Source organism: Frondihabitans sp. Leaf304 (assembly GCF_001423105.1).
In the GTDB taxonomy this organism is placed as follows: domain Bacteria; phylum Actinomycetota; class Actinomycetes; order Actinomycetales; family Microbacteriaceae; genus Frondihabitans.
On the sequence record NZ_LMNV01000003.1, the window covers coordinates 112,589 to 129,821 of the forward strand.

Annotated in this window: 18 protein-coding genes and 1 tRNA gene; 5 read left to right on the plus strand and 14 right to left on the minus strand. The window is 68.6% G+C overall.

The window, feature by feature from the left end:
* The first annotated feature begins 33 nt into the window (after positions 1-33).
* On the plus strand, positions 34-1,593 hold the full coding sequence (locus ASF54_RS10855; RefSeq protein WP_084816197.1) for an MFS transporter: 1,560 nt from the start codon (positions 34-36) through the stop codon (positions 1,591-1,593).
* 243 nt (positions 1,594-1,836) lie between these two features.
* On the opposite strand, the gene ASF54_RS10860 is transcribed toward ASF54_RS10855, so the two are convergent.
* Positions 1,837-2,979 (minus strand): TIGR03364 family FAD-dependent oxidoreductase, encoded by a 1,143-nt coding sequence (locus tag ASF54_RS10860; protein WP_055962694.1) that lies wholly within the window; start codon positions 2,977-2,979, stop codon positions 1,837-1,839.
* A gap of 63 nt (positions 2,980-3,042) precedes the next feature.
* On the opposite strand from ASF54_RS10860, the gene ASF54_RS10865 reads away from it, so the two are divergent.
* Together ASF54_RS10865 and ASF54_RS10870 are read left to right on the plus strand one after the other, a co-directional pair.
* Complete coding sequence (locus ASF54_RS10865) at positions 3,043-3,627, plus strand: phosphatase PAP2 family protein (RefSeq protein WP_055962697.1); 585 nt, start codon at positions 3,043-3,045, stop codon at positions 3,625-3,627.
* A gap of 9 nt (positions 3,628-3,636) precedes the next feature.
* On the plus strand, positions 3,637-4,092 hold the full coding sequence (locus ASF54_RS10870; protein WP_055962700.1) for a MaoC/PaaZ C-terminal domain-containing protein: 456 nt from the start codon (positions 3,637-3,639) through the stop codon (positions 4,090-4,092).
* A 12-nt stretch (positions 4,093-4,104) separates the two neighbouring features.
* On the opposite strand, the gene ASF54_RS10875 is transcribed toward ASF54_RS10870, so the two are convergent.
* Positions 4,105-4,479 (minus strand): winged helix-turn-helix transcriptional regulator, encoded by a 375-nt coding sequence (locus ASF54_RS10875; protein WP_055962703.1) that lies wholly within the window; start codon positions 4,477-4,479, stop codon positions 4,105-4,107.
* Between the two features lie 94 nt (positions 4,480-4,573).
* On the opposite strand from ASF54_RS10875, the gene ASF54_RS10880 reads away from it, so the two are divergent.
* Positions 4,574-5,428, plus strand: coding sequence for an SDR family oxidoreductase (locus ASF54_RS10880; protein ID WP_055962705.1), 855 nt, complete (start codon positions 4,574-4,576; stop codon positions 5,426-5,428).
* 176 nt (positions 5,429-5,604) lie between these two features.
* On the opposite strand, the gene ASF54_RS10885 is transcribed toward ASF54_RS10880, so the two are convergent.
* Positions 5,605-7,023 carry an MFS transporter gene (locus ASF54_RS10885; protein ID WP_055962708.1) on the minus strand — a complete coding sequence of 473 codons (1,419 nt, stop codon included), beginning with the start codon at positions 7,021-7,023 and terminating at the stop codon, positions 5,605-5,607.
* 173 nt (positions 7,024-7,196) lie between these two features.
* Here ASF54_RS10885 and ASF54_RS10890 point away from each other — a divergent pair, with 173 nt between their 5' ends.
* Positions 7,197-8,645, plus strand: coding sequence for an LCP family protein (locus ASF54_RS10890; RefSeq protein ID WP_055962711.1), 1,449 nt, complete (start codon positions 7,197-7,199; stop codon positions 8,643-8,645).
* A 21-nt stretch (positions 8,646-8,666) separates the two neighbouring features.
* Here ASF54_RS10890 and ASF54_RS10895 read toward each other — a convergent pair whose 3' ends face one another.
* From ASF54_RS10895 to ASF54_RS10945, 11 genes are all read right to left on the minus strand, one after another.
* Entirely contained in the window at positions 8,667-9,014 is a 348-nt protein-coding gene (locus ASF54_RS10895) for a hypothetical protein (RefSeq protein WP_055962714.1), read from the minus strand.
* A gap of 144 nt (positions 9,015-9,158) precedes the next feature.
* On the minus strand, positions 9,159-9,614 hold the full coding sequence (locus tag ASF54_RS10900) for a VanZ family protein (RefSeq protein ID WP_055962716.1): 456 nt from the start codon (positions 9,612-9,614) through the stop codon (positions 9,159-9,161).
* 103 nt (positions 9,615-9,717) lie between these two features.
* Positions 9,718-9,793, minus strand: a tRNA-Ala gene (locus ASF54_RS10905).
* 209 nt (positions 9,794-10,002) lie between these two features.
* Positions 10,003-10,380, minus strand: a complete 378-nt coding sequence (gene rsfS, locus ASF54_RS10910; protein ID WP_055962720.1) for a ribosome silencing factor — start codon at positions 10,378-10,380, stop codon at positions 10,003-10,005.
* A 79-nt stretch (positions 10,381-10,459) separates the two neighbouring features.
* A complete protein-coding gene (locus ASF54_RS10915) occupies positions 10,460-11,929 on the minus strand; it encodes a hypothetical protein (RefSeq protein ID WP_055962722.1) in 1,470 nt (489 codons plus the stop codon).
* Positions 11,926-12,576 (minus strand): nicotinate-nucleotide adenylyltransferase, encoded by a 651-nt coding sequence (gene nadD / locus ASF54_RS10920; RefSeq protein WP_084816279.1) that lies wholly within the window; start codon positions 12,574-12,576, stop codon positions 11,926-11,928. The genes ASF54_RS10915 and nadD overlap by 4 nt, the downstream gene beginning before the upstream one ends.
* 131 nt (positions 12,577-12,707) lie before the next feature.
* Complete coding sequence (locus tag ASF54_RS10925; protein ID WP_055962724.1) at positions 12,708-12,947, minus strand: hypothetical protein; 240 nt, start codon at positions 12,945-12,947, stop codon at positions 12,708-12,710.
* A gap of 56 nt (positions 12,948-13,003) precedes the next feature.
* Entirely contained in the window at positions 13,004-14,308 is a 1,305-nt protein-coding gene (locus ASF54_RS10930) for a glutamate-5-semialdehyde dehydrogenase (protein WP_084816280.1), read from the minus strand.
* 90 nt (positions 14,309-14,398) lie between these two features.
* A complete protein-coding gene (proB, locus tag ASF54_RS10935) occupies positions 14,399-15,214 on the minus strand; it encodes a glutamate 5-kinase (protein ID WP_055963911.1) in 816 nt (271 codons plus the stop codon).
* Positions 15,215-15,282: 68 nt separating this feature from the next.
* The gene (gene obgE, locus ASF54_RS10940) at positions 15,283-16,977 is read right to left on the minus strand and encodes a GTPase ObgE (RefSeq protein ID WP_084816198.1); all 1,695 of its coding nucleotides are present in this window, start codon (positions 16,975-16,977) and stop codon (positions 15,283-15,285) included.
* A 117-nt stretch (positions 16,978-17,094) separates the two neighbouring features.
* On the minus strand, positions 17,095-17,233 hold a 139-nt coding region (locus ASF54_RS10945), incomplete at its 5' end, for a 50S ribosomal protein L27 (protein WP_200919614.1).

Below are 17,233 nucleotides of genomic sequence, written 5' to 3' on the forward strand. Positions count from 1 at the left end.
CGAAACTGGTCAGAACCGTATAGAGTCCTCGACATGTCTTCGATTCCTTCTGCCGCGACCGGGACTCCCGCCGTGGCTTCGCGTCGGTGGTGGACCCTCACCACCGTCGCCTTGGCGCAACTCATGGTCGTGCTCGACTCGACCGTCGTGAACATCGCTCTCCCGAGTGCTCAGACCGACCTCGGCTTCTCCAACGGCGATCGGCAATGGATCGTCACCTCCTACTCACTCGCCTTCGGCAGCCTGCTGCTGCTCGGCGGCCGCCTCTCCGACCTCATCGGCCGTAAGCGCACGTTCATCATCGGCCTCATCGGCTTCGCGCTGGCCTCCGCCCTGGGCGGTGCCGCGGGCAGCTTCGGCATGCTCGTCTTCGCCCGCGCGCTTCAGGGGGCCTTCGGCGCACTCCTCGCCCCCACCGCCCTGGCGGTGCTCACCACGACCTTCACGATTCCGAAGGAGCGCGCTCGGGCGTTCGGTGTCTTCGGCGCCATCGCCGGTGCCGGGGGCGCGATCGGCCTCCTCCTCGGTGGCGTTCTCACCGAGAACTTCAACTGGCGCTGGAACCTCTACATCAACGTCGTCATCGCGATCATCGCCGTCATCGGCGCCGTGCTCTTCGTCACGACGGTGCCGCGCCAGGGCCCGCGCCCGAAGCTCGACGTGCCCGGCACGATCCTCGTCTCGGCCGCTCTCTTCTCCCTGGTCTACGGCTTCTCGAACGCCGAGACCGAGGGCTGGTCGTCGGCCCTGACCTGGGGCTTCCTGGCGGGTGCCGGGATCCTGCTCGTCGCGTTCGTGCTCTGGCAGCGTCGCGCGACCCACGCGCTCCTGCCCCTCAGCGTGATCCTCGACCGCAACCGCGGTGCCGCCTACCTGTCGGTGATGATCGCGGGTGCCGGCATGTTCGGCATCTTCCTCTTTGTCACCTACTACCTGCAGACGTCTCTGAACTACACGCCGATCCAGACCGGAGTCTCGTTCCTTCCGATGATCGGCATGCTGATCCTCGCGGCGCAGCTCTCGACCAACATCTTCGTGCCGCGGTTCGGCCCGAAGATCATGGTGCCCTTCGGCATGGTGCTGGGTGCCCTCGGCATGCTCTACCTGACGCGCCTCGGTCTCGACAGCACCTATGCCGGCGACGTGCTTCCGGCGCTGATGGTGCTCGGGTTCGGCATGGGCTCGATCATGCCGGCGTCGATTCAGACGGCGACGCTCGGCATCGACCGCGGCCATGCCGGAGTCGCCTCCGCCATGGTCAACACGAGCCAGCAGGTCGGTGGTTCGATCGGTACCGCGCTGCTCAACACGCTGGCCGCGAGCGCCGCGACGAGCTACGTGGCTTCGCACCTGCCCGCGACGGCTCAGACGGCGGCCGAAGCGGCGGTGCACAGCTACTCGACGGCCTACTTCTGGGGCGCCGGCTTCTTCGCGATCGGTGCAGTGCTGGCCGTGAGCCTGTTCCGCACTCGCGCCGACACGCGTGCTCGCGCCGAGGCTGCGGCAGCGGCGGCAGACAAAGCCGACCAAACCGACAAATCCGAAGGATCCGCCCCGACGTCGCTCGCACCCGAGCCCGTGGTGGCTCACTAGCCGCTGAGCTCCACCCCGACGCCCTCGCACGCTCGCGTGCGGGGGCGTCGTCGCGCCCGGCCGCCGAGCCACCCGCCCGCACCCGCACGCGCGAGATGGCCCGATCTACGCTCAGCGCCCCGCGTCAGCCGCAGATAGGGCCACGTCGCGCCGAGATCGCATAAGTGGTCGCCTCCACCCGACCCCAAGTGCGATCTCGGCGCCCGGGGCGCACCCTGCGGCGCCCCCGGGGCGCACCCCGCGCTACGCCCCGACGGGCTCGTAGATCTCTGACATCACCCGGTCGGCGAGCCCGAGGCCCGTCGTCATGCCGATACCGGTGGTGACCGACACGACGCGCACCCCATCGAGAGGCTCGTCGACCAAGAACTCCGCCGGCGCCGACGCATAGACGCCCTGCCACCGCTCGACGACCTCGATGCCCGCCCGCGCGACGCCGAAGAATCCGGCCGTCTCGTCGAGTAGCGCGTCGAACGCCGCCTCCTCTTGAAACGGCGTCACGGTGTCGTCGCGGTAGTGGGTGTCGCCGACGACAATCGTTCCGTCGGCGAACTGCGTGTACATCTGGTTGACGTCGCGGGCCGCGAGCGCCGGTGCCGATGCGAAGAGACGCGATCGGACAGCGGCGAGCGACGGCGATGTGGCGAAGCCGGAGTAGCGCAGCATCGACCAGCCGGTGAGCACGGGGCCCGAGAGCGGCGCGCGCAGCTCGGGGATCCGCACGCGCAGCATGTCGAGTCCGCAGCGTTCGACCTCGTACGCGGCTCCGAGCTCGGGAAACAGCTGGTCGACGTCGTAGTTCACGGCGACGATGATCTGGTCGGCGCCAACGCGGCCACGGGTGGTGTGCAGGCGCCCCGAGCGAATCGTGCGCACCGCGGTCGAGAACTGGAACTGCACCCCGCGCGACTCGAGGTAGGCGGTGATCTGGGCCGCGGCCTCGCGGGGGTTGACCTGGAGGTCGTCGAGGAGGTGCGCCCCTCCGACGATGACGGCGGGGTCGGCGCCGGTGGCGGCGGCCGTCGAAGAGACATCGAGGATCCGCGCACTCCCCGGCCTCCGCGCGGCGAATTCGCGGAGTGCGGCCAGCTCGTCCTCCGCGCGGGCCACGACGTAGCCGCCGGTGTCGCGCATCCAGAGTCCGGCCTCGTCGCGGAGCCGCAACCAGAGTTCGCGACTCCGATCGGCGTGCACCTGGGCGGCCCCCGCCTGCACGGTGATGCAGGCGTGGCCGAAGTTGCGGATCGTCGATCCGTTCTGCCGACTCGTCCGGTCGATGACCAGCACGGAGAGGCCCCGGTCGACAGCTGCGAGAGCGTGCCCGAGGCCGACGATTCCGGCGCCGACGATCGCGACGTCGACGATCTGGTCGAGTTCCTTTGCCATGGCGCGACGCTACGTCGGAGCGGTTGACGGCGGGTGAACAACGAACCGTGGTTAGGTGTTGCGGTGCCCCTTCGCCCGCCTTCCTCCTCTGACACCCCCAGCATCCTTCCCCGGTCGATCCTCGCCTTCGACCAGCAGGTCGGTCGCCGCATCAACGGCTCCACCCCGAGAGCCCGAGCCGATCGCGCCCTGCTCGGTCTGTCGACCAGCGCCAACAACGGGCTGCTCTGGTACGCCGTTGCTGCCGGGCTCGCCCTGACCGGGCGGACCGGCCGCCGAGCGGCGGTGCGTGGGCTCCTGTCGCTCGCCGGGTCGAGCGCGGTGGCGAACCTCGTCGCGAAGCCGATCTTCGGCGGGCACCGTCCGGTCGCCGCCGACGTTCCCGTCGCACGTCAGCTGAAGGTGTTCCCGCAGTCGGCGTCGTTCCCGTCGGGCCACACGGCGAGTGCGGCCGCCTTCGCGTCGGGCGTCGCGATCGAGAGTCCGGCTCTGGCTGTCGCTGTCGTCCCGATCGCCGCGGCCGTGGGCTACTCGCGTCTGCACGTGGGAGCGCACTGGCTGTCGGACGTGGTCGGCGGGGCACTGATCGGGGTCGGTGTCGCGGCGGCGGGTCGGATCCTCGTCCGCTCCGGGCGGGCCCGCTCGTAGACTGACCGCGTGCCGCACTATCTCGAAGACCTGACGGCCGGGCAGACGTTCGTCACCCCCGGTCGCACCATCACCGAAGCCGACGTCATGTCGTTCGCCAGCTGGACGAACGACAACAACCAGGTGCACACCGATGCCGAGTTCGCGAAGTCGACTCGGTTCGGTCAGCGGATCGTGCACGGCGTGCTGGGCACCTCGCTGTGCCTCGGGCTCATCTCGCGCACCGGCGTCTTCGACGGTTCCGCCGTCGCCCTCCTTGGCATCGACGAGTGGAGGTTCGTGGCCCCGTTGTTCATCGGCGACACGGTGACCTGCACGGTCGAGGTGCTGTCGACTCGCCTGACGTCGTCCGGCACGACCGGCATCGTCGAGCGCACCGTGACGCTCGCGAATCAGCACGGCGAGGTCGTCCAGACCGGCCGAATGGACATCATGGTGCTGACCCGGGCGGCCGCGATCTCCTGACCGCGAGAGTCGTCAGCGCTCTCCGACGATGTCGTCGGCGTTGTCGGCGATCCAGTCCATCAGCGGCATGAGTCGCGTCGCGACCTCTCGCCCGCGCTCGGTGAGGGTGTAATCGACCCGCGGCGGCACGGTCGGCTGCGCTTCGCGGTGCAGGATCCCGTCGGCCTCGAACGTCTTGAGCGTCGACGCGAGCATCTTCTCGCTGATCCCCTCGACCTCGCGCCGCAGTTCGCCCCAGCGCAGCGTGCCCCGCTCGAGCGCCAGCAGCACGAGCACGCCCCAGCGACTGGTGATGTGATTGAGCACGATGCGGCTCGAGCAATCGGCAGGGTATTTGCCACCGGCGAAGCCCGGTCGCTCCCGGTTCACCGCGAAACTGACGTCCATTCCACTAACTTACCAAAAGGTGCGTACTGCGCGTGGGGAAGAATCGTGCGATAGAAAGGGTTGAGGCAGTCACACCCCTCGAAAGGAACCACTCATGTCGTACATCGTCACCGCCGCCTCCGGCCAGCTCGGAGCCCTCATCGTCGACGCCCTCCTCGCGCGCGGCGCCGAGCCGTCGAGCATCGTCGCGACGGCCCGCGACACGACCAAGATCGCCAGCCTCGCCGACCGTGGCGTCACGACCGCGACTCTCGACTACTCGAAGCCCGAGACAATTGCGGCCGCTCTCGGTGCCGGCGACGTCGTCGTGCTGGTGTCGAGCGACGCCGTCGGGCAGCGCGTTCCGCAGCACACTGCCGTGATCGACGCCGCGAAGGCCGCGGGGGTGGCGCGCATCGTCTACACGAGCGCCCCGCACGCCGACGACACCGCGCTCATTCTCGCTCCGGAGCACAAGGCCACCGAAGAGCACCTGCGTGCCTCGGGAGTGCCCTTCACGATTCTCCGCAACGGCTGGTACACCGAGAACTACACCGGCGAGGTGGGCAAGGCCCGCGAGTCCGGCGAGATCACGGCGAGCGTCGGCGACGGACGGGTCGCCAGTGCGAGCCGCAAAGACTACGCCGAGGCCGCCGCTGTCGCACTGCTCGACGACACGACCGCGGGCAAGACCTTCGAACTCTCGGGCGACCACGCCTGGAACTTCTCCGAGCTCGCCGAGGCCATCTCCGGCATCATCGGATCGCCCGTCTCGTATCGTGCGCTCACCCCCGAGGAGCACGCCGAGCAGCTCACGGGGTTCGGGCTCGACGAGGGCACGGTCGGATTCGTGGTCGCGCTCGACGGCAACATCCGCGAGGGCCTGCTCGCCGAGACGAGCGGTGACCTCGCCCGGCTCATCGGCCGACCCACGACGCCGCTCGCCGAGGGCCTCGCCGCCGCGCAGTAGGTAGCACCGCGTCAGACCCGCACAGTCGGCTTAGCCCCGCACAATCGGCTCAGCCCCGCACAGTCGGCTCAGACCCGCACAGTCGGCTCAGACCCGCACGATCGGCTCAGACACCTGCCCTAGGGCGGATGTCTAGGCCACCCGTGCGGGTCTGAGCCGCTTGCGCGTGCAGACCGTCAGCGCGCCATCAGCGAAGCACCGGCCGACACCGGCAGTCGCCACGCCGGGATCAGTGCGGCGAGCATCACGACGGCGATCACTGCCAGCGCGAAGTCGTAGGCGAACACGGGCGACGCGTTCGTCGGCGCGCCAATCAACCGACCGGCCGAGATCGCCACGGCGCCCAGGGCGATTCCGGCGCCGATGGCGATCTGCTGGATCGTCGAGTCGAGCACGGTGGCCCCGGTCATCTGCCGCTTCTCGACGTCGGCGTAGGTGAGCGTGTTGTACGCCGTGAAGCCCACCGACCGTGCCGCTCCCGAGAGCACGAGCACCGCGATCATGAGGCCGAACGGGGTCGCGGGGCGGAAGGTCGCCATGCCGAGCAGGCAGACGACCCCGACGAGGTGCGCGACGAGCAACAGTCGCCGGAACCCGAACGTGCGGATCATCCAGGTGGTGGCGGGCTTCACGCCGAGGTTCCCGGCGAAGAGGAAGAGGATCGCGCTCCCCGCCTGCAGCGGCGTCCAACCGAACGCACCCTGGTAGAGCAGCGGCAGCACGAACGGAACCGCGCTGATGACGAACCGGTAGGCGGATCCTCCGCCGAGCGCGACAGCGTAGGTGTGGATCCGCAGCAGACGCAGATCGACGAACGGCTGCGGGGTGCGTCGCAGGTGCCGCAGGGCAAGCGTCACCCCGACAGCGCCGGCGACCAGGAACACGAGGGCCTGAGCCACATCGACCGGCGTGCTGGCGAGGAGCGTCGTCCCCCAGACCAGGCAACCGATGCCGACGCTCGTCAGCGCAAGGCCGAGCCAGTCGGGCGGTGTCGGCTCGAACTCGCCCGCGGGGATCGCCGAACGCCCGGGGACCACCCGCAGCGCGACGACGAACCCGAGGATCCCGAGCGGCACGTTCACGACGAAGATCCAGTGCCACGACGCGTACGTGGTCAGGAGTCCTCCGACGAACGGAGCGAGGATCGGCGCCACGAGGGCCGGCCACGTGAGCCAGGCCACCGCGCGGATCACGTCTTTCTTCTCGGTCACGCGTAAGACGGTCATGCGACCGACGGGCACCATCATCGCCCCGCCGATACCTTGAACGACCCGCGCGCCGACGAGCATCGGCAGAGAAGTGCTGGCGGCACACGCGATCGAGGCGAGCGTGAAGAGGGCGATCGCGGTCAGCAGGATCCTTCGGCTTCCGAAGCGATCCGCGAGCCAGCCCGTCACCGGGATCAGCACGGCGACGGTGAGCACATAGGCCGTGATGGTCACGCCGACGCTGGTCGCGTCGACGTGCAGGTCGCGCGCGATGCTCGGCACCGCCGTGGTGACGATGGTCGAGTCGAGGTTCTCCATGAAAAAGCACCCGGCCACGAGCAGGGCAAGCGCGTTCGAGCTCGTGCTCCGGCTCTTCGACGACGTCATCCGCTCCAGTATGGCCCGTGACGCGAACGGCGCCCCGCTCCTCCCCCGCTGGTACCGCCCGAACCCCTTCGCAGGGCTGACTTTGTGCCTCAGAGACCCCTTTTCCACGGAACGCCCCGATGCTCTCGGTTAGTCTTCGGTTCCGTCACTGCAACCGATGATTGGGTTCCGGAATGTCCGATTCACCTCGCACGCGACTCCGCGTCCGCCCGCGACACGTCGTCCGATGGGTCGCCGTGGTCGTCGTCGCCCTGCTCGTGGCGACCGTCGGCTACGCGGTCTACAACTACAACCACTTCGTCGGAGGCGTGACGCACATCGACGCGATCCCCTCGACGACCTCCGTCGCCTCGTCGTCGGGCGAGAACATCCTGCTCGTCGGCGATGATCACCGGCCCGCCAATGCTTCCGCGGCCGAGCTCGCCGAACTGGGCACCACCGCTGACGGCGGCGGCACGAATACCGACACGATGCTCGTGCTCCACATCCCGGACGGCGGGGCGAAGGCCTCGCTCATCTCGTTCCCCCGCGACTCGTGGGTCGACATCCCTGGCTACGGCGAAGGGAAACTCAACGCCGCCTTCGTCTACGGCAGCCAGAAAAACGGCGACGCCGGCGGTGCGCAACTCCTGGTGAAGACGATCGAGAACGTCAGCGGACTGCACATCGACCACTTCGTCCGCATCTCGATGCTCGGCTTCTACGACGTCGCGAAATCGCTCGGGCCGATCAAGGTCTGCCTCAACGACGCCGTCGACGACAGCTTCTCGACCTTCAAGGCCCCCGCGGGCGTGTCGACCCTCGATGCCAAGCAGGCCCTGGCGTTCGTCCGCCAGCGCCACGGACTCCCCAACGGCGACTTCGATCGACAGGCCCGGCAGCGCTACTTCCTCAGCCGCGAGGCGAAGAACTTCCTCTCCGCCGGCACGATCCTCAACCCCGGCAAACTCAACTCCGCACTCACCGCGGCGAGCTCGGCCATTCAGACCGACCCCGACCTCAACTGGCTGACCCTCGCGACGCAGCTCAAGGGGCTCGCGGGCGGCGACCTCGAATCGACGAGCATTCCCACCTCGGGAACCCCGACCATCACCGTCGGCGGCACGGCCGTCTCGATCGTGCAGGTCGACACCGCCAAGATGCCCTCGTTCATCGCGTCGCTCGACAAGACGAAAGAGTCGACCAGCAGCACCACCTCTGCGGCCGCGGCCGTGAAGCCCGGCGAGGTCACGGTCAGCGTGCTGAACGGCAGCGGTGTCGACGGCGCCGCGTTGTCGAGTTCGTCGGCCCTGTCGACCGCGGGCTTCTCGACGACCGCGGTCTCGTCGGTGTCGACACGGGAGGCCACGACGATCCAGTACCCGGCATCGATGGCCGCCGAGGCCAAGCTGGTCGCGAAGTACGTGCCCGGAGCGACCCTCGAGGCCGTCACGGGTGTCGCGAACGTCACGGTCGTGCTGGGCACCGACGGTGCAGCGGCGAAATCGACCGCGACGTCGGGTTCAGCGGGGTCGGCCGGATCCTCGTCTTCCGGTTCGGGTTCGTCGGGAACGTCGAAGACCAAAGGATCCAGCGACCAGACCACCAGCGCAGCCGACAGTTCGATCCCCTGCATCAACTGAGGCAGCGGCCTTGGCGTCGGCTCAGCTCTCGTCGACGTCGAGACTGACGCTCAGCTCGGCGGCGGCCGTCGGTTGGTCGTCGATCTGCACCCGCGGCACCCCGATCAGACTGGCCTCGCGCTCGAACGAGGCCACGAGGGCGTCATCGATCAACTCGTCGTAGGGGCTCGACTCGGATTCGGTGACCATCTGGCTAGCCGGTCCCAGCAGGAAGGTCGCCGATCCGACTGCCCCGTCGGCCTGGCGTGTGGGAATGCGGACGGTCGCAGACGACTGCCTGCGAGCCAATGCCTCGCCGAAGCGGAGGAGCGACTGGGCAATAGCGGTTCCGGTCACAACCGAGCCGTCGACGTAATGGATGCGTTCCATCCTTCGGTCGTACCCGGTCAAGCTGGGGAGCGCCCTCTTCGGGGAGTCCCCTTGACACATCTGGGGCGGCATGACACCTGCGCCCGTTCGCGCTGGTGCGCAGTGCAGTGGCCGTCTCCCGGCCGAGAGTGGCCAGATGCTCGCCTACAGGACGGCTGGAGGGCCGTTCGGGCACTCTCGGCGCCGAGACCGAACTCGCCGCACCAGCGCGACGACAGTGGCCCCGATGAGGGCCCCGGCCGTGTTTGCGGCGAGATCACCGGCAGACGCCACACGATCGGGCAGAAAGAGGGCCTGACTCCCCTCCACCACGAGAGACAACGCCAAGCCGAGCACCCCCGCCGACCACCACAGCCTCGCGAGCAGCACCGACGCGACGAGGGCTCCGAACGGCACGAACAGGAGCACGTTCGCCGAGGTCTGGACGAAGCCGTAATCGACGAACCCGGGGAGGCCACGAGTGTGCCACCCCGCCAGTGCCGATTCGAGGCCGGTATCGATTGGCGCGTCGACCCGGGTGGGCCAGAAGGTGATCGTCAGGATGGCCCCGAGAATGACGACGAGGGCGAGACGTTCCGCTCGATGGAGTCGTCGGTGCATGCGCCCCCCTGTGACGAAAAATGGCCCCTCCGCTCGGGAGAGGCCATGTCGTGTGTCGAACCGCTTGCTGCTGTTGCGTAATCACTTGATGAAACGTATTGCTTGGTGGATCTGAGGGGACTCGAACCCCTGACCCCCTGCATGCCATGCAGGTGCGCTACCAGCTGCGCCACAGACCCAAACTTCGTGTTGCTTTTGGCCTTACCGGCCGGAGCAACCCTGCAAGATTACTACACTTTTCGAGCCGTCACGACCACGTGCGACGACTCGGGTTCGCTCACCGTTTTACGCACGAGACACCCTTCAATCGGTGTGCGGTGCGTGAAACGGTAAGCGACGTGTGCCCGGCGTCCGTCGAACCTGGCGCCGCGGCAGCTGAGCCCGACGACTACGCGTCTTGCGACGTCGTCTCCAGTTCGAGCGCGATGGCGGGGCAGTCGCTCCACAGGCGCTCGAGCGAGTAGAACTGGCGGTCTTCGTCGTGGAACACGTGCACGACGACGTCGCCGAAGTCGAGCAGGATCCATCGCCCCTCGGCGCGACCCTCGCGGCGGAGGGCTTTGACACCCGCCTCGAGCATCTTGTCTTCGACCTCGCCGGCGATGGCGATCACGTTGCGCTCGTTGCGCCCGGAGGCGAGGAGGAACACGTCGGTCAGGGCGAGGGGCTCGGAGACGTCGAGGGCGACGAGATCGTCGGCCTGCTTCGAGTCGGCGGCACGGGCGGCGAGCTGAACGAGCTCGATGGCACGGGGAGTGGCTGTCACGGATTCCTTTGGGTGAAACGTCGAGTCACGGCCGGCTGGGCCGACCGCGCGACGTGAAGCTCGATGCGAGGGGAGAAAGTTACAGGACGCCGGTGACGAAACCGACGACGACGCCACCTACGATAACAACACCTACGGCTGCAACACAGATTGTGGCGACGATTGGCAGGCGACTGGTCTTCGGCTTGCCCCCGGCGAGCACGACCTGCCTGGTGGACGTGTTGGCACTCACGGCACGACTGGCACGGACGGGAGTGGCATCGTTGCCCTCGGGCTCGCGATCGCCCTCTTCGAGCATGCGATCGATGTCGGCGCCGTCGATGCGCTGGATGTGGTGCGACCCGGTCGTCGCGAGACTGCGCGGGAGGTCGATAGATCCGGTGATGATCACTTCGCCGGTTGCGTTCAGGGCGCCGGTGACATCGGGGAGGCGGTCGTCGCCGAGGATGAGCGCGTTGTGCTGCCCGGTCGACGAACTGAAGCTGCCGCCGACGGGCCCATGGGCGTCGTCGTCGCGCTCGGCCTGCGTCGACCAGTGACCGGTCGGCGGCGTGTAGGGGGTCGGCGACTCGGGCACCGAGGCCGGGACGCGAGGTGTGTTCGACCCTTTGCTTCCGGCTGAGCCGGGTGTCTCAGCCGCGGGCGGCTGAACGGGAGGGATCTCGATCGGCGGAGTGACTCTCGGAACCGCCTGGGCCGCCGACGCGGGAGAAGACGACGCGGCGGACGGAGCCGACGGGACCGAAACGGACGGCGACGACGAAGGGGAGGGCGCAGGATCCGGGACGGCACGCGTCGCAGCCTTACCGGGGCCATTCTCGGAGCCCGAAAGCGTCAGGGGGAACACCGTGGGCACCGACGACGGAGCGGGTGCGGAGCCGGAGGGCGAGGCCGTGTTGTGGGTCGAACCGGTGCCACGTCGACGCGGGGCCTCGTCGGCCGCATCCGCGACCGACGGCGTCTCGACGAGAGGCTCTTCCACCGCCGGCGAGCGGTGCACGGACCGCGGCGCCGGTGTTCCGGCTGACTCGACCTCGTCGTCGGCGTCGTCGACGTCGTCGGCCGGGATCGGGGCCGCGGGCATGGGCTGCGCCTCACGCGGCGGGATGATGGGCCTGGGCGTGCCATTCTCGATGTCGGCCACGTGGCTCAGGGCGTCGGAGAGCCCTCGCTCACTGGCCCCCTCGGCCGTCGTCGGTCGGGGTGCGCGAAGGGGTACGGGCGCTGCATCGGCCGGCTGAAGTGCGTCGCGCTGAGCGCGGAGCTCTCGACGGGTCGGCCCCTGGCCGGGGGCTGCGATCGAGCCGGGTGCCGGAGCGGCAGCTGCTGGGCCATCGGTGCCCGATGCCGGAGTCGACGACGGTGCACCCGACGAACCGGGAGCTCGAGACGAGACGGGTGCTGTGGATGACACGGGCATGGCTGACGGAACGGGGGAACCGGAGACGATCGAGATGCTCCCCGTGATCGCCTCGCCCGCCTCTTTCGCCCTTTCGAGGTCGCGCACCTGCCGCCTGGTGAGTGGCGGCTGGCCGTCTGTCGAACTCATTCAGTCTCCGTCACGGTCGCTTCGACCGATTCTGTGCTCATACTCGGTGCGGTGATGCTCTGCGGTTCGACAGAGGCGTCTTCGTACAGGTGGTGCTTCGAGATGTACTGGACGACGCCGTCGGGTACCAGGTACCAGACGGGAGAGCCCCGACCGACTCGGCTGCGGCAGTCGGTCGATGAGATCGCCAGTGCGGGAACCTCCAGCAAGCTTACTTCGCTCTCTGGGAGGCCGCTGACGCTGAGGTCGTGTCCTGGCCGAGACACGGCGACGAAGTGCGCGAGCTCCCAGAGCTCCTGCACGTCTTTCCAGTCGAGGATCTGCGCCACGGCGTCGGCACCCGTGATGAAGAAGAGCTGGGCATCGGGGTGCTCGGCGCGGATGTCGCGAAGAGTGTCGATCGTGAAGGTCGCGCCCTGACGATCGATGTCGACGCGGCTGACCGTGAACATCGGGTTCGACGCGGTCGCGATCACCGTCATCAAGTAGCGGTGCTCGGCCTCCGTCACCACTCGGTGCCCCGGACCGCTCTTCATCCAGGGCTGACCGGTGGGAACGAAGACGACCTCGTCGAGATCGAATTCGGTGGCGACCTCACTGGCTGCCACGAGGTGCCCGTTGTGGATGGGATCGAAGGTGCCACCCATGACGCCGATGCGGCGCAGAGGCGCGGACACCGGATCAGCCGAGCGGACTGCCGACGACTCTTCGGTCGACACGGAGTCTTCGGTCGTCACAGAGGCTTCGGTCGTCACGAGGAGGGCCTGCGGGCCGCTGCTCAGTTGGCCTTGGGGTGACCGAACTCGTCGATCGGAAGGCTGTCGGTGTCGACGGTGTGGTGCACGGGCTGCTGGTCGTCATGACCGGGGCCGGTGTAGCCGCGGTTGGCGACGTTCTTGTAGCTGAAGACGACAAAGCCGAGGATCGTGAACACGGCGGCCGCGATCAGTGCGATGACGGGCGCGGGCGCGAAGACCGGTGCGAGTTGCTCTTCTGCGGCCAGGATGCTGGTGATCATGTGCGAGGTCTCCGTTCAGGCAGTACTACCAATTGAGTCTAGCCGCCACCGAGGCGCTAGCCGCGCACCTGCCCCGACCCGCGAACGATCCATTTGCTGCTGGTGAGCTCCGGGAGCCCCATCGGCCCGCGAGCGTGCAGCTTCTGCGTCGAGATGCCCACCTCTGCGCCGAAGCCGAACTCGCCCCCGTCGGTGAATCGCGGGGAGGTGTTGACCATGACGACCGCGCTGTCGACCTCGGCCAGAAAGCGCTCCGTGTTGCGGAGGTCGTTAGTGATGATCGACTCGGTGTGATGGGTCGAGTAGCGGGCGATGTGGTCCATCGCCTCGTCGATCGAGTCGACCACCTTCACCGAGAGGTCGAGCGACATGTATTCGGTGGCCCAGTCGTCGGCGGTCGCGGGCACCGAGTCGGCGAAGAGCCCACGTGTTCGCTCGTCGGCGTGGATCGTGACGCCCGCCGCGCGAAGGTCGGCTAGCACGCTGGGCAGGAGGCGTTCGGCGGCCGCCTCGTGCACGAGCAGCGTCTCGAGAGCGTTGCAGACGCTCGGCCGCTGCACTTTGGCGTTGTGCACGATGTCACGGGCCCAGTCGCCGTCGGCCGACTCATCGAGGAACACGTGGACCACGCCCGCCCCGGTCTCGATGACGGGGACCTTCGACTCCTGCACGACCGTGTCGATTAGCTGCGCACTCCCCCGCGGAACGAGCACGTCGACGTAGCCGCGAGCTCGCATCAGATCGGTGGCGCCGGAGCGGCCGAACTCGTCGATGGTCTGGACGGCATCGCGGGGCAGACCCGCCGACTCGAGAGCCTCTTGGATGACCTCGACGAGCACGCGGTTGGTGCTCTCTGCAGCACTCCCCCCACGCAGGACCGCCGCGTTGCCGCTCTTCAGGGCAAGCGCCGCGATGTCGATGGTCACGTTCGGCCGAGCCTCGTAGATCGCTCCGACGACTCCGAAGGGCACTCGCACCTGCGTCAGCTGCAAGCCGTTCGGCAGGATCTTGCCGCGGAGCGCCTCCCCCACCGGGTCGACGAGCGTCGCGATGAGCTCGGTAGCCTCCGCAAGGGATTCGAGGCGGGCCTCGTCGAGCCGGAGCCGGTCTTGCAGCCCCTGCGTCATTCCCGAGTCGCTTCCGCGAGCCAGGTCGAGTTCGTTGGCGGCGATGATTCGCGAGCTCTGCGACCGCACCGCTCGGGCGATGGCGGTGAGCCCCGCGTTCTTGACGTCGGCCGTCGCCGTGGCGAGCGCCCGGGATGCCGAACGGGCGAGTTCGAGCTTCGCCACGAGGGCGGGGTCGAGCCCGTCGAGCGGGAGTGTCTCGGGGGCGGTCGTGGCGACTTCGGAGATCGACATGCGCCGAGTGTAGTGCCGGCTCATCGGATCCTCAGCCCCGATCAGGATCGACGAGACGCGTCGGCAACGGCAGGATCCGCGGAGCCGCGCTCAGCCTGCCGTCTCGGCCGGTGCACCCTCGCTCGCCCCGAACCACGTGCCGACATCGGCGCCCGAGAGCGCTTCGGCGACGAGCGTGGTCGATGTCACGAGAACCGGTGTGCCGGCCTCCGTCGCGAAGCGTGCGGCGGCGACCTTGGTGCCGGCCCCGCCGGTACCGACGCCGGCCGCTCCGGCCGAGCCGAAGGTGACGCCGGCGAGGTCGTCGCCGAAGACCACGTCGGTGATCTTGACGGCGCCGGGCTCGTGCGGCGGACGCGTATAGAGCGCATCGACGTCGGAGAGCAGCACGAGGAGGTCGGCCTCGACCAGCTCGGAGACGAGGGCTGCGAGGCGGTCGTTGTCGCCGAAGCGGATCTCGTGCGTGGCGACGGTGTCGTTCTCGTTGACGATCGGCAGGATGCGCAGCTTCAGCAGACGCTCCATCGCGCGCTGGGCGTTCGACCGGTGCGTGGGATTATCGATGTCGCCCGCGGTCAGCAGCACCTGTCCCGCCACGATGCCGTAGCGGCGGAGGCTCTCCTGATACCGGTAGATGAGCACGTTCTGCCCGACCGCGGCGGCGGCCTGCTGGGTCGCGAGATCGGTGGGGCGGCCGTCGAGATTGAGGTACGGCATGCCGGTCGCGATGGCGCCCGACGAGACCAGGATGACCTCGGATCCTCGGCCGTAGGCGTCGGCGAGAGCGTCGACGAGCGGGCCGATCTGATCGGCGTTGGGTCCGCTGATCGACGACGACCCCACTTTCACGACGATGCGGCGAGCGGTCGGGACGTCGGCACGCGAGCGAAGCGGACCACGCGACACGGCGACTGGAGCTGCCGCGGAAGCGGGATCCTTCTGCTCTGCGGTGCCCACCCCGGTCTCGATCTCGGTCACGCCCTCTCGTCGGCCTCTCGTGCGGTGTCGCTGTCGGGCGCGGCGTCGTTCTCGGGCGCGGCGTCGTTCTCGCGCTCGGCGTCGTTCTCGCGCGCGCTGTCGCCCTCGTCGCCGAATTCGGCCTGATCGCGGGCGTCGGCGTCGCTGAGCTCAGCGGCGTCGCGAACGGCCGGGTCGACCTCGAATCCGTCGTCGTCCGTCCACAGACCGGCAGCTCGCTCGCGCATCAGCTCGGCGCGTGCCTCGGCCTTGGCGTCCATGCGGGCGAAGTACTCCTCGCGGCGCTCGTTACGGGTCTGGCGGGAGCTCTGGTGGAGGCGCGGGTCGGTTCCGCGAGCGGCGGTCATGAGCTCGGCAGTCGAGGTGAGCGTGGGCTCCCAGTCGAAGACGATTCCGTCGACACCACCGATGACGACGGTGGATCCGGCGACGGCGCCCGCCTTGAACAGCTGGTCTTCGATGCCGAGCTTGTTGAGACGGTCGGCGAGGTAGCCGACGGCCTCTTCGTTGTTGAACTGCGTCTGCATGACCCAGCGCTCCGGCTTGATGCCGCGGATCCGGTACAGGTTGCCGTACGTGCCGCCCTCCACCGTGACGGTGAACTTCGACTCGTTGACGGCCCGCGGGCGGATGACGATACGCGGGCGCTCGAGCTCTTCGGCTGCACGCGCGGCACGGTCGGCCTCGACCACCTCGGCGAGGGCGAACGAGAGCTCGCGGAGGCCCTCGCGCGAGACGGCGGAGATCTCGAAGACCCGGTATCCCTGGCCTTCGAGGTCGGCGCGCACGAAGTCGGCGAGCTCGCGCGCCTCGGGCACGTCGATCTTGTTCAGCACGATCATCTGCGCGCGTTCGAGCAACGGCAGCTGACCGGCGGGCACGGGATACGCCGCCAGCTCGCCCTTGATGACCTCGAGGTCGGTCAGCGGGTCGCGGCCGGGCTCGAGCGTGGCGCAGTCGAGCACGTGGAGGAGGGCCGAGCAGCGCTCGACGTGGCGCAAGAACTCGAGCCCGAGGCCCTTGCCCTCGCTCGCGCCCTCGATGAGACCGGGAACATCGGCGACGGTGAAGCGCGTCGCTCCGGACTCGACGACACCGAGGTTCGGGTGCAGGGTCGTGAACGGGTAGTCGGCGATCTTCGGCTTGGCGGCCGAGATGGCGGCGACGAGGCTCGACTTGCCGGCCGAGGGGTAGCCCACGAGCGCGACGTCGGCGACGACCTTGAGCTCGAGCATGACGTCACCCTGCCAACCGGGCGTGCCGAGCAGAGCGAAGCCGGGCGCCTTGCGCTTGGTCGACGAGAGAGCGGCATTGCCGAGGCCACCGATGCCCCCTTCGGCGACGACGTAGCGGAGGCCCGACACGTTCATGTCGATGAGCTCGTTGCCATCGACGTCGGTGACGACCGTGCCGACGGGCACGAGCAGCTCGAGCTCTTCGCCGTTGTTGCCGGAGCGATGGTCGCCCATGCCGGGCCCGCCGTTCGGGCTGGAGCGGTGCGGGTTGCGGTGGAAGCCAAGGAGCGTCGTGACGCCGGTATCGCTGACGAGCACGATATCGCCGCCGTGACCGCCGTTGCCGCCGTCGGGGCCCGCGAGGGGCTTGAACTTCTCGCGGCGGACCGAGACGCAGCCATCCCCGCCGTTGCCCGCCTTGAGGTGGAGCGACACGTGGTCGACGAATGTTGCCATGGGTTTGTCTCAGTCCGTTGGGGTTGGTGGTGCTGGAATTGCGGTGATGCGGGAACGCAGTGGTGCTCTAAACACGGATGGGCGAGCCGAAGCTCGCCCATCCGGAGAAATCAGGTGCTACGCGTCGGCGCCGACGATGTTGATGACCTTGCGGCCGCCCTTGGCACCGAACTCGACGCTGCCCGCGGCGAGAGCGAACAGGGTGTCGTCGCCGCCACGGCCGACGTTGACGCCGGGGTGGAAGTGGGTGCCGCGC

Coding starts and splice junctions, on each gene's coding strand:
- ASF54_RS10855 (WP_084816197.1), top strand. CDS start 34: ATGTCTTCGATTCCTTCTGCCGCGACCGGGACTCCCGCCGTGGCTTCG.
- ASF54_RS10860 (WP_055962694.1), bottom strand. CDS start 2,979: ATGGCAAAGGAACTCGACCAGATCGTCGACGTCGCGATCGTCGGCGCC.
- ASF54_RS10875 (WP_055962703.1), bottom strand. CDS start 4,479: ATGGACGTCAGTTTCGCGGTGAACCGGGAGCGACCGGGCTTCGCCGGT.
- ASF54_RS10880 (WP_055962705.1), top strand. CDS start 4,574: ATGTCGTACATCGTCACCGCCGCCTCCGGCCAGCTCGGAGCCCTCATC.
- ASF54_RS10885 (WP_055962708.1), bottom strand. CDS start 7,023: ATGACGTCGTCGAAGAGCCGGAGCACGAGCTCGAACGCGCTTGCCCTG.
- ASF54_RS10890 (WP_055962711.1), top strand. CDS start 7,197: ATGTCCGATTCACCTCGCACGCGACTCCGCGTCCGCCCGCGACACGTC.
- ASF54_RS10895 (WP_055962714.1), bottom strand. CDS start 9,014: ATGGAACGCATCCATTACGTCGACGGCTCGGTTGTGACCGGAACCGCT.
- ASF54_RS10900 (WP_055962716.1), bottom strand. CDS start 9,614: ATGCACCGACGACTCCATCGAGCGGAACGTCTCGCCCTCGTCGTCATT.
- ASF54_RS10915 (WP_055962722.1), bottom strand. CDS start 11,929: ATGAGTTCGACAGACGGCCAGCCGCCACTCACCAGGCGGCAGGTGCGC.
- nadD (WP_084816279.1), bottom strand. CDS start 12,576: ATGGGTGGCACCTTCGATCCCATCCACAACGGGCACCTCGTGGCAGCC.
- ASF54_RS10925 (WP_055962724.1), bottom strand. CDS start 12,947: ATGATCACCAGCATCCTGGCCGCAGAAGAGCAACTCGCACCGGTCTTC.
- ASF54_RS10930 (WP_084816280.1), bottom strand. CDS start 14,308: ATGTCGATCTCCGAAGTCGCCACGACCGCCCCCGAGACACTCCCGCTC.
- obgE (WP_084816198.1), bottom strand. CDS start 16,977: ATGGCAACATTCGTCGACCACGTGTCGCTCCACCTCAAGGCGGGCAAC.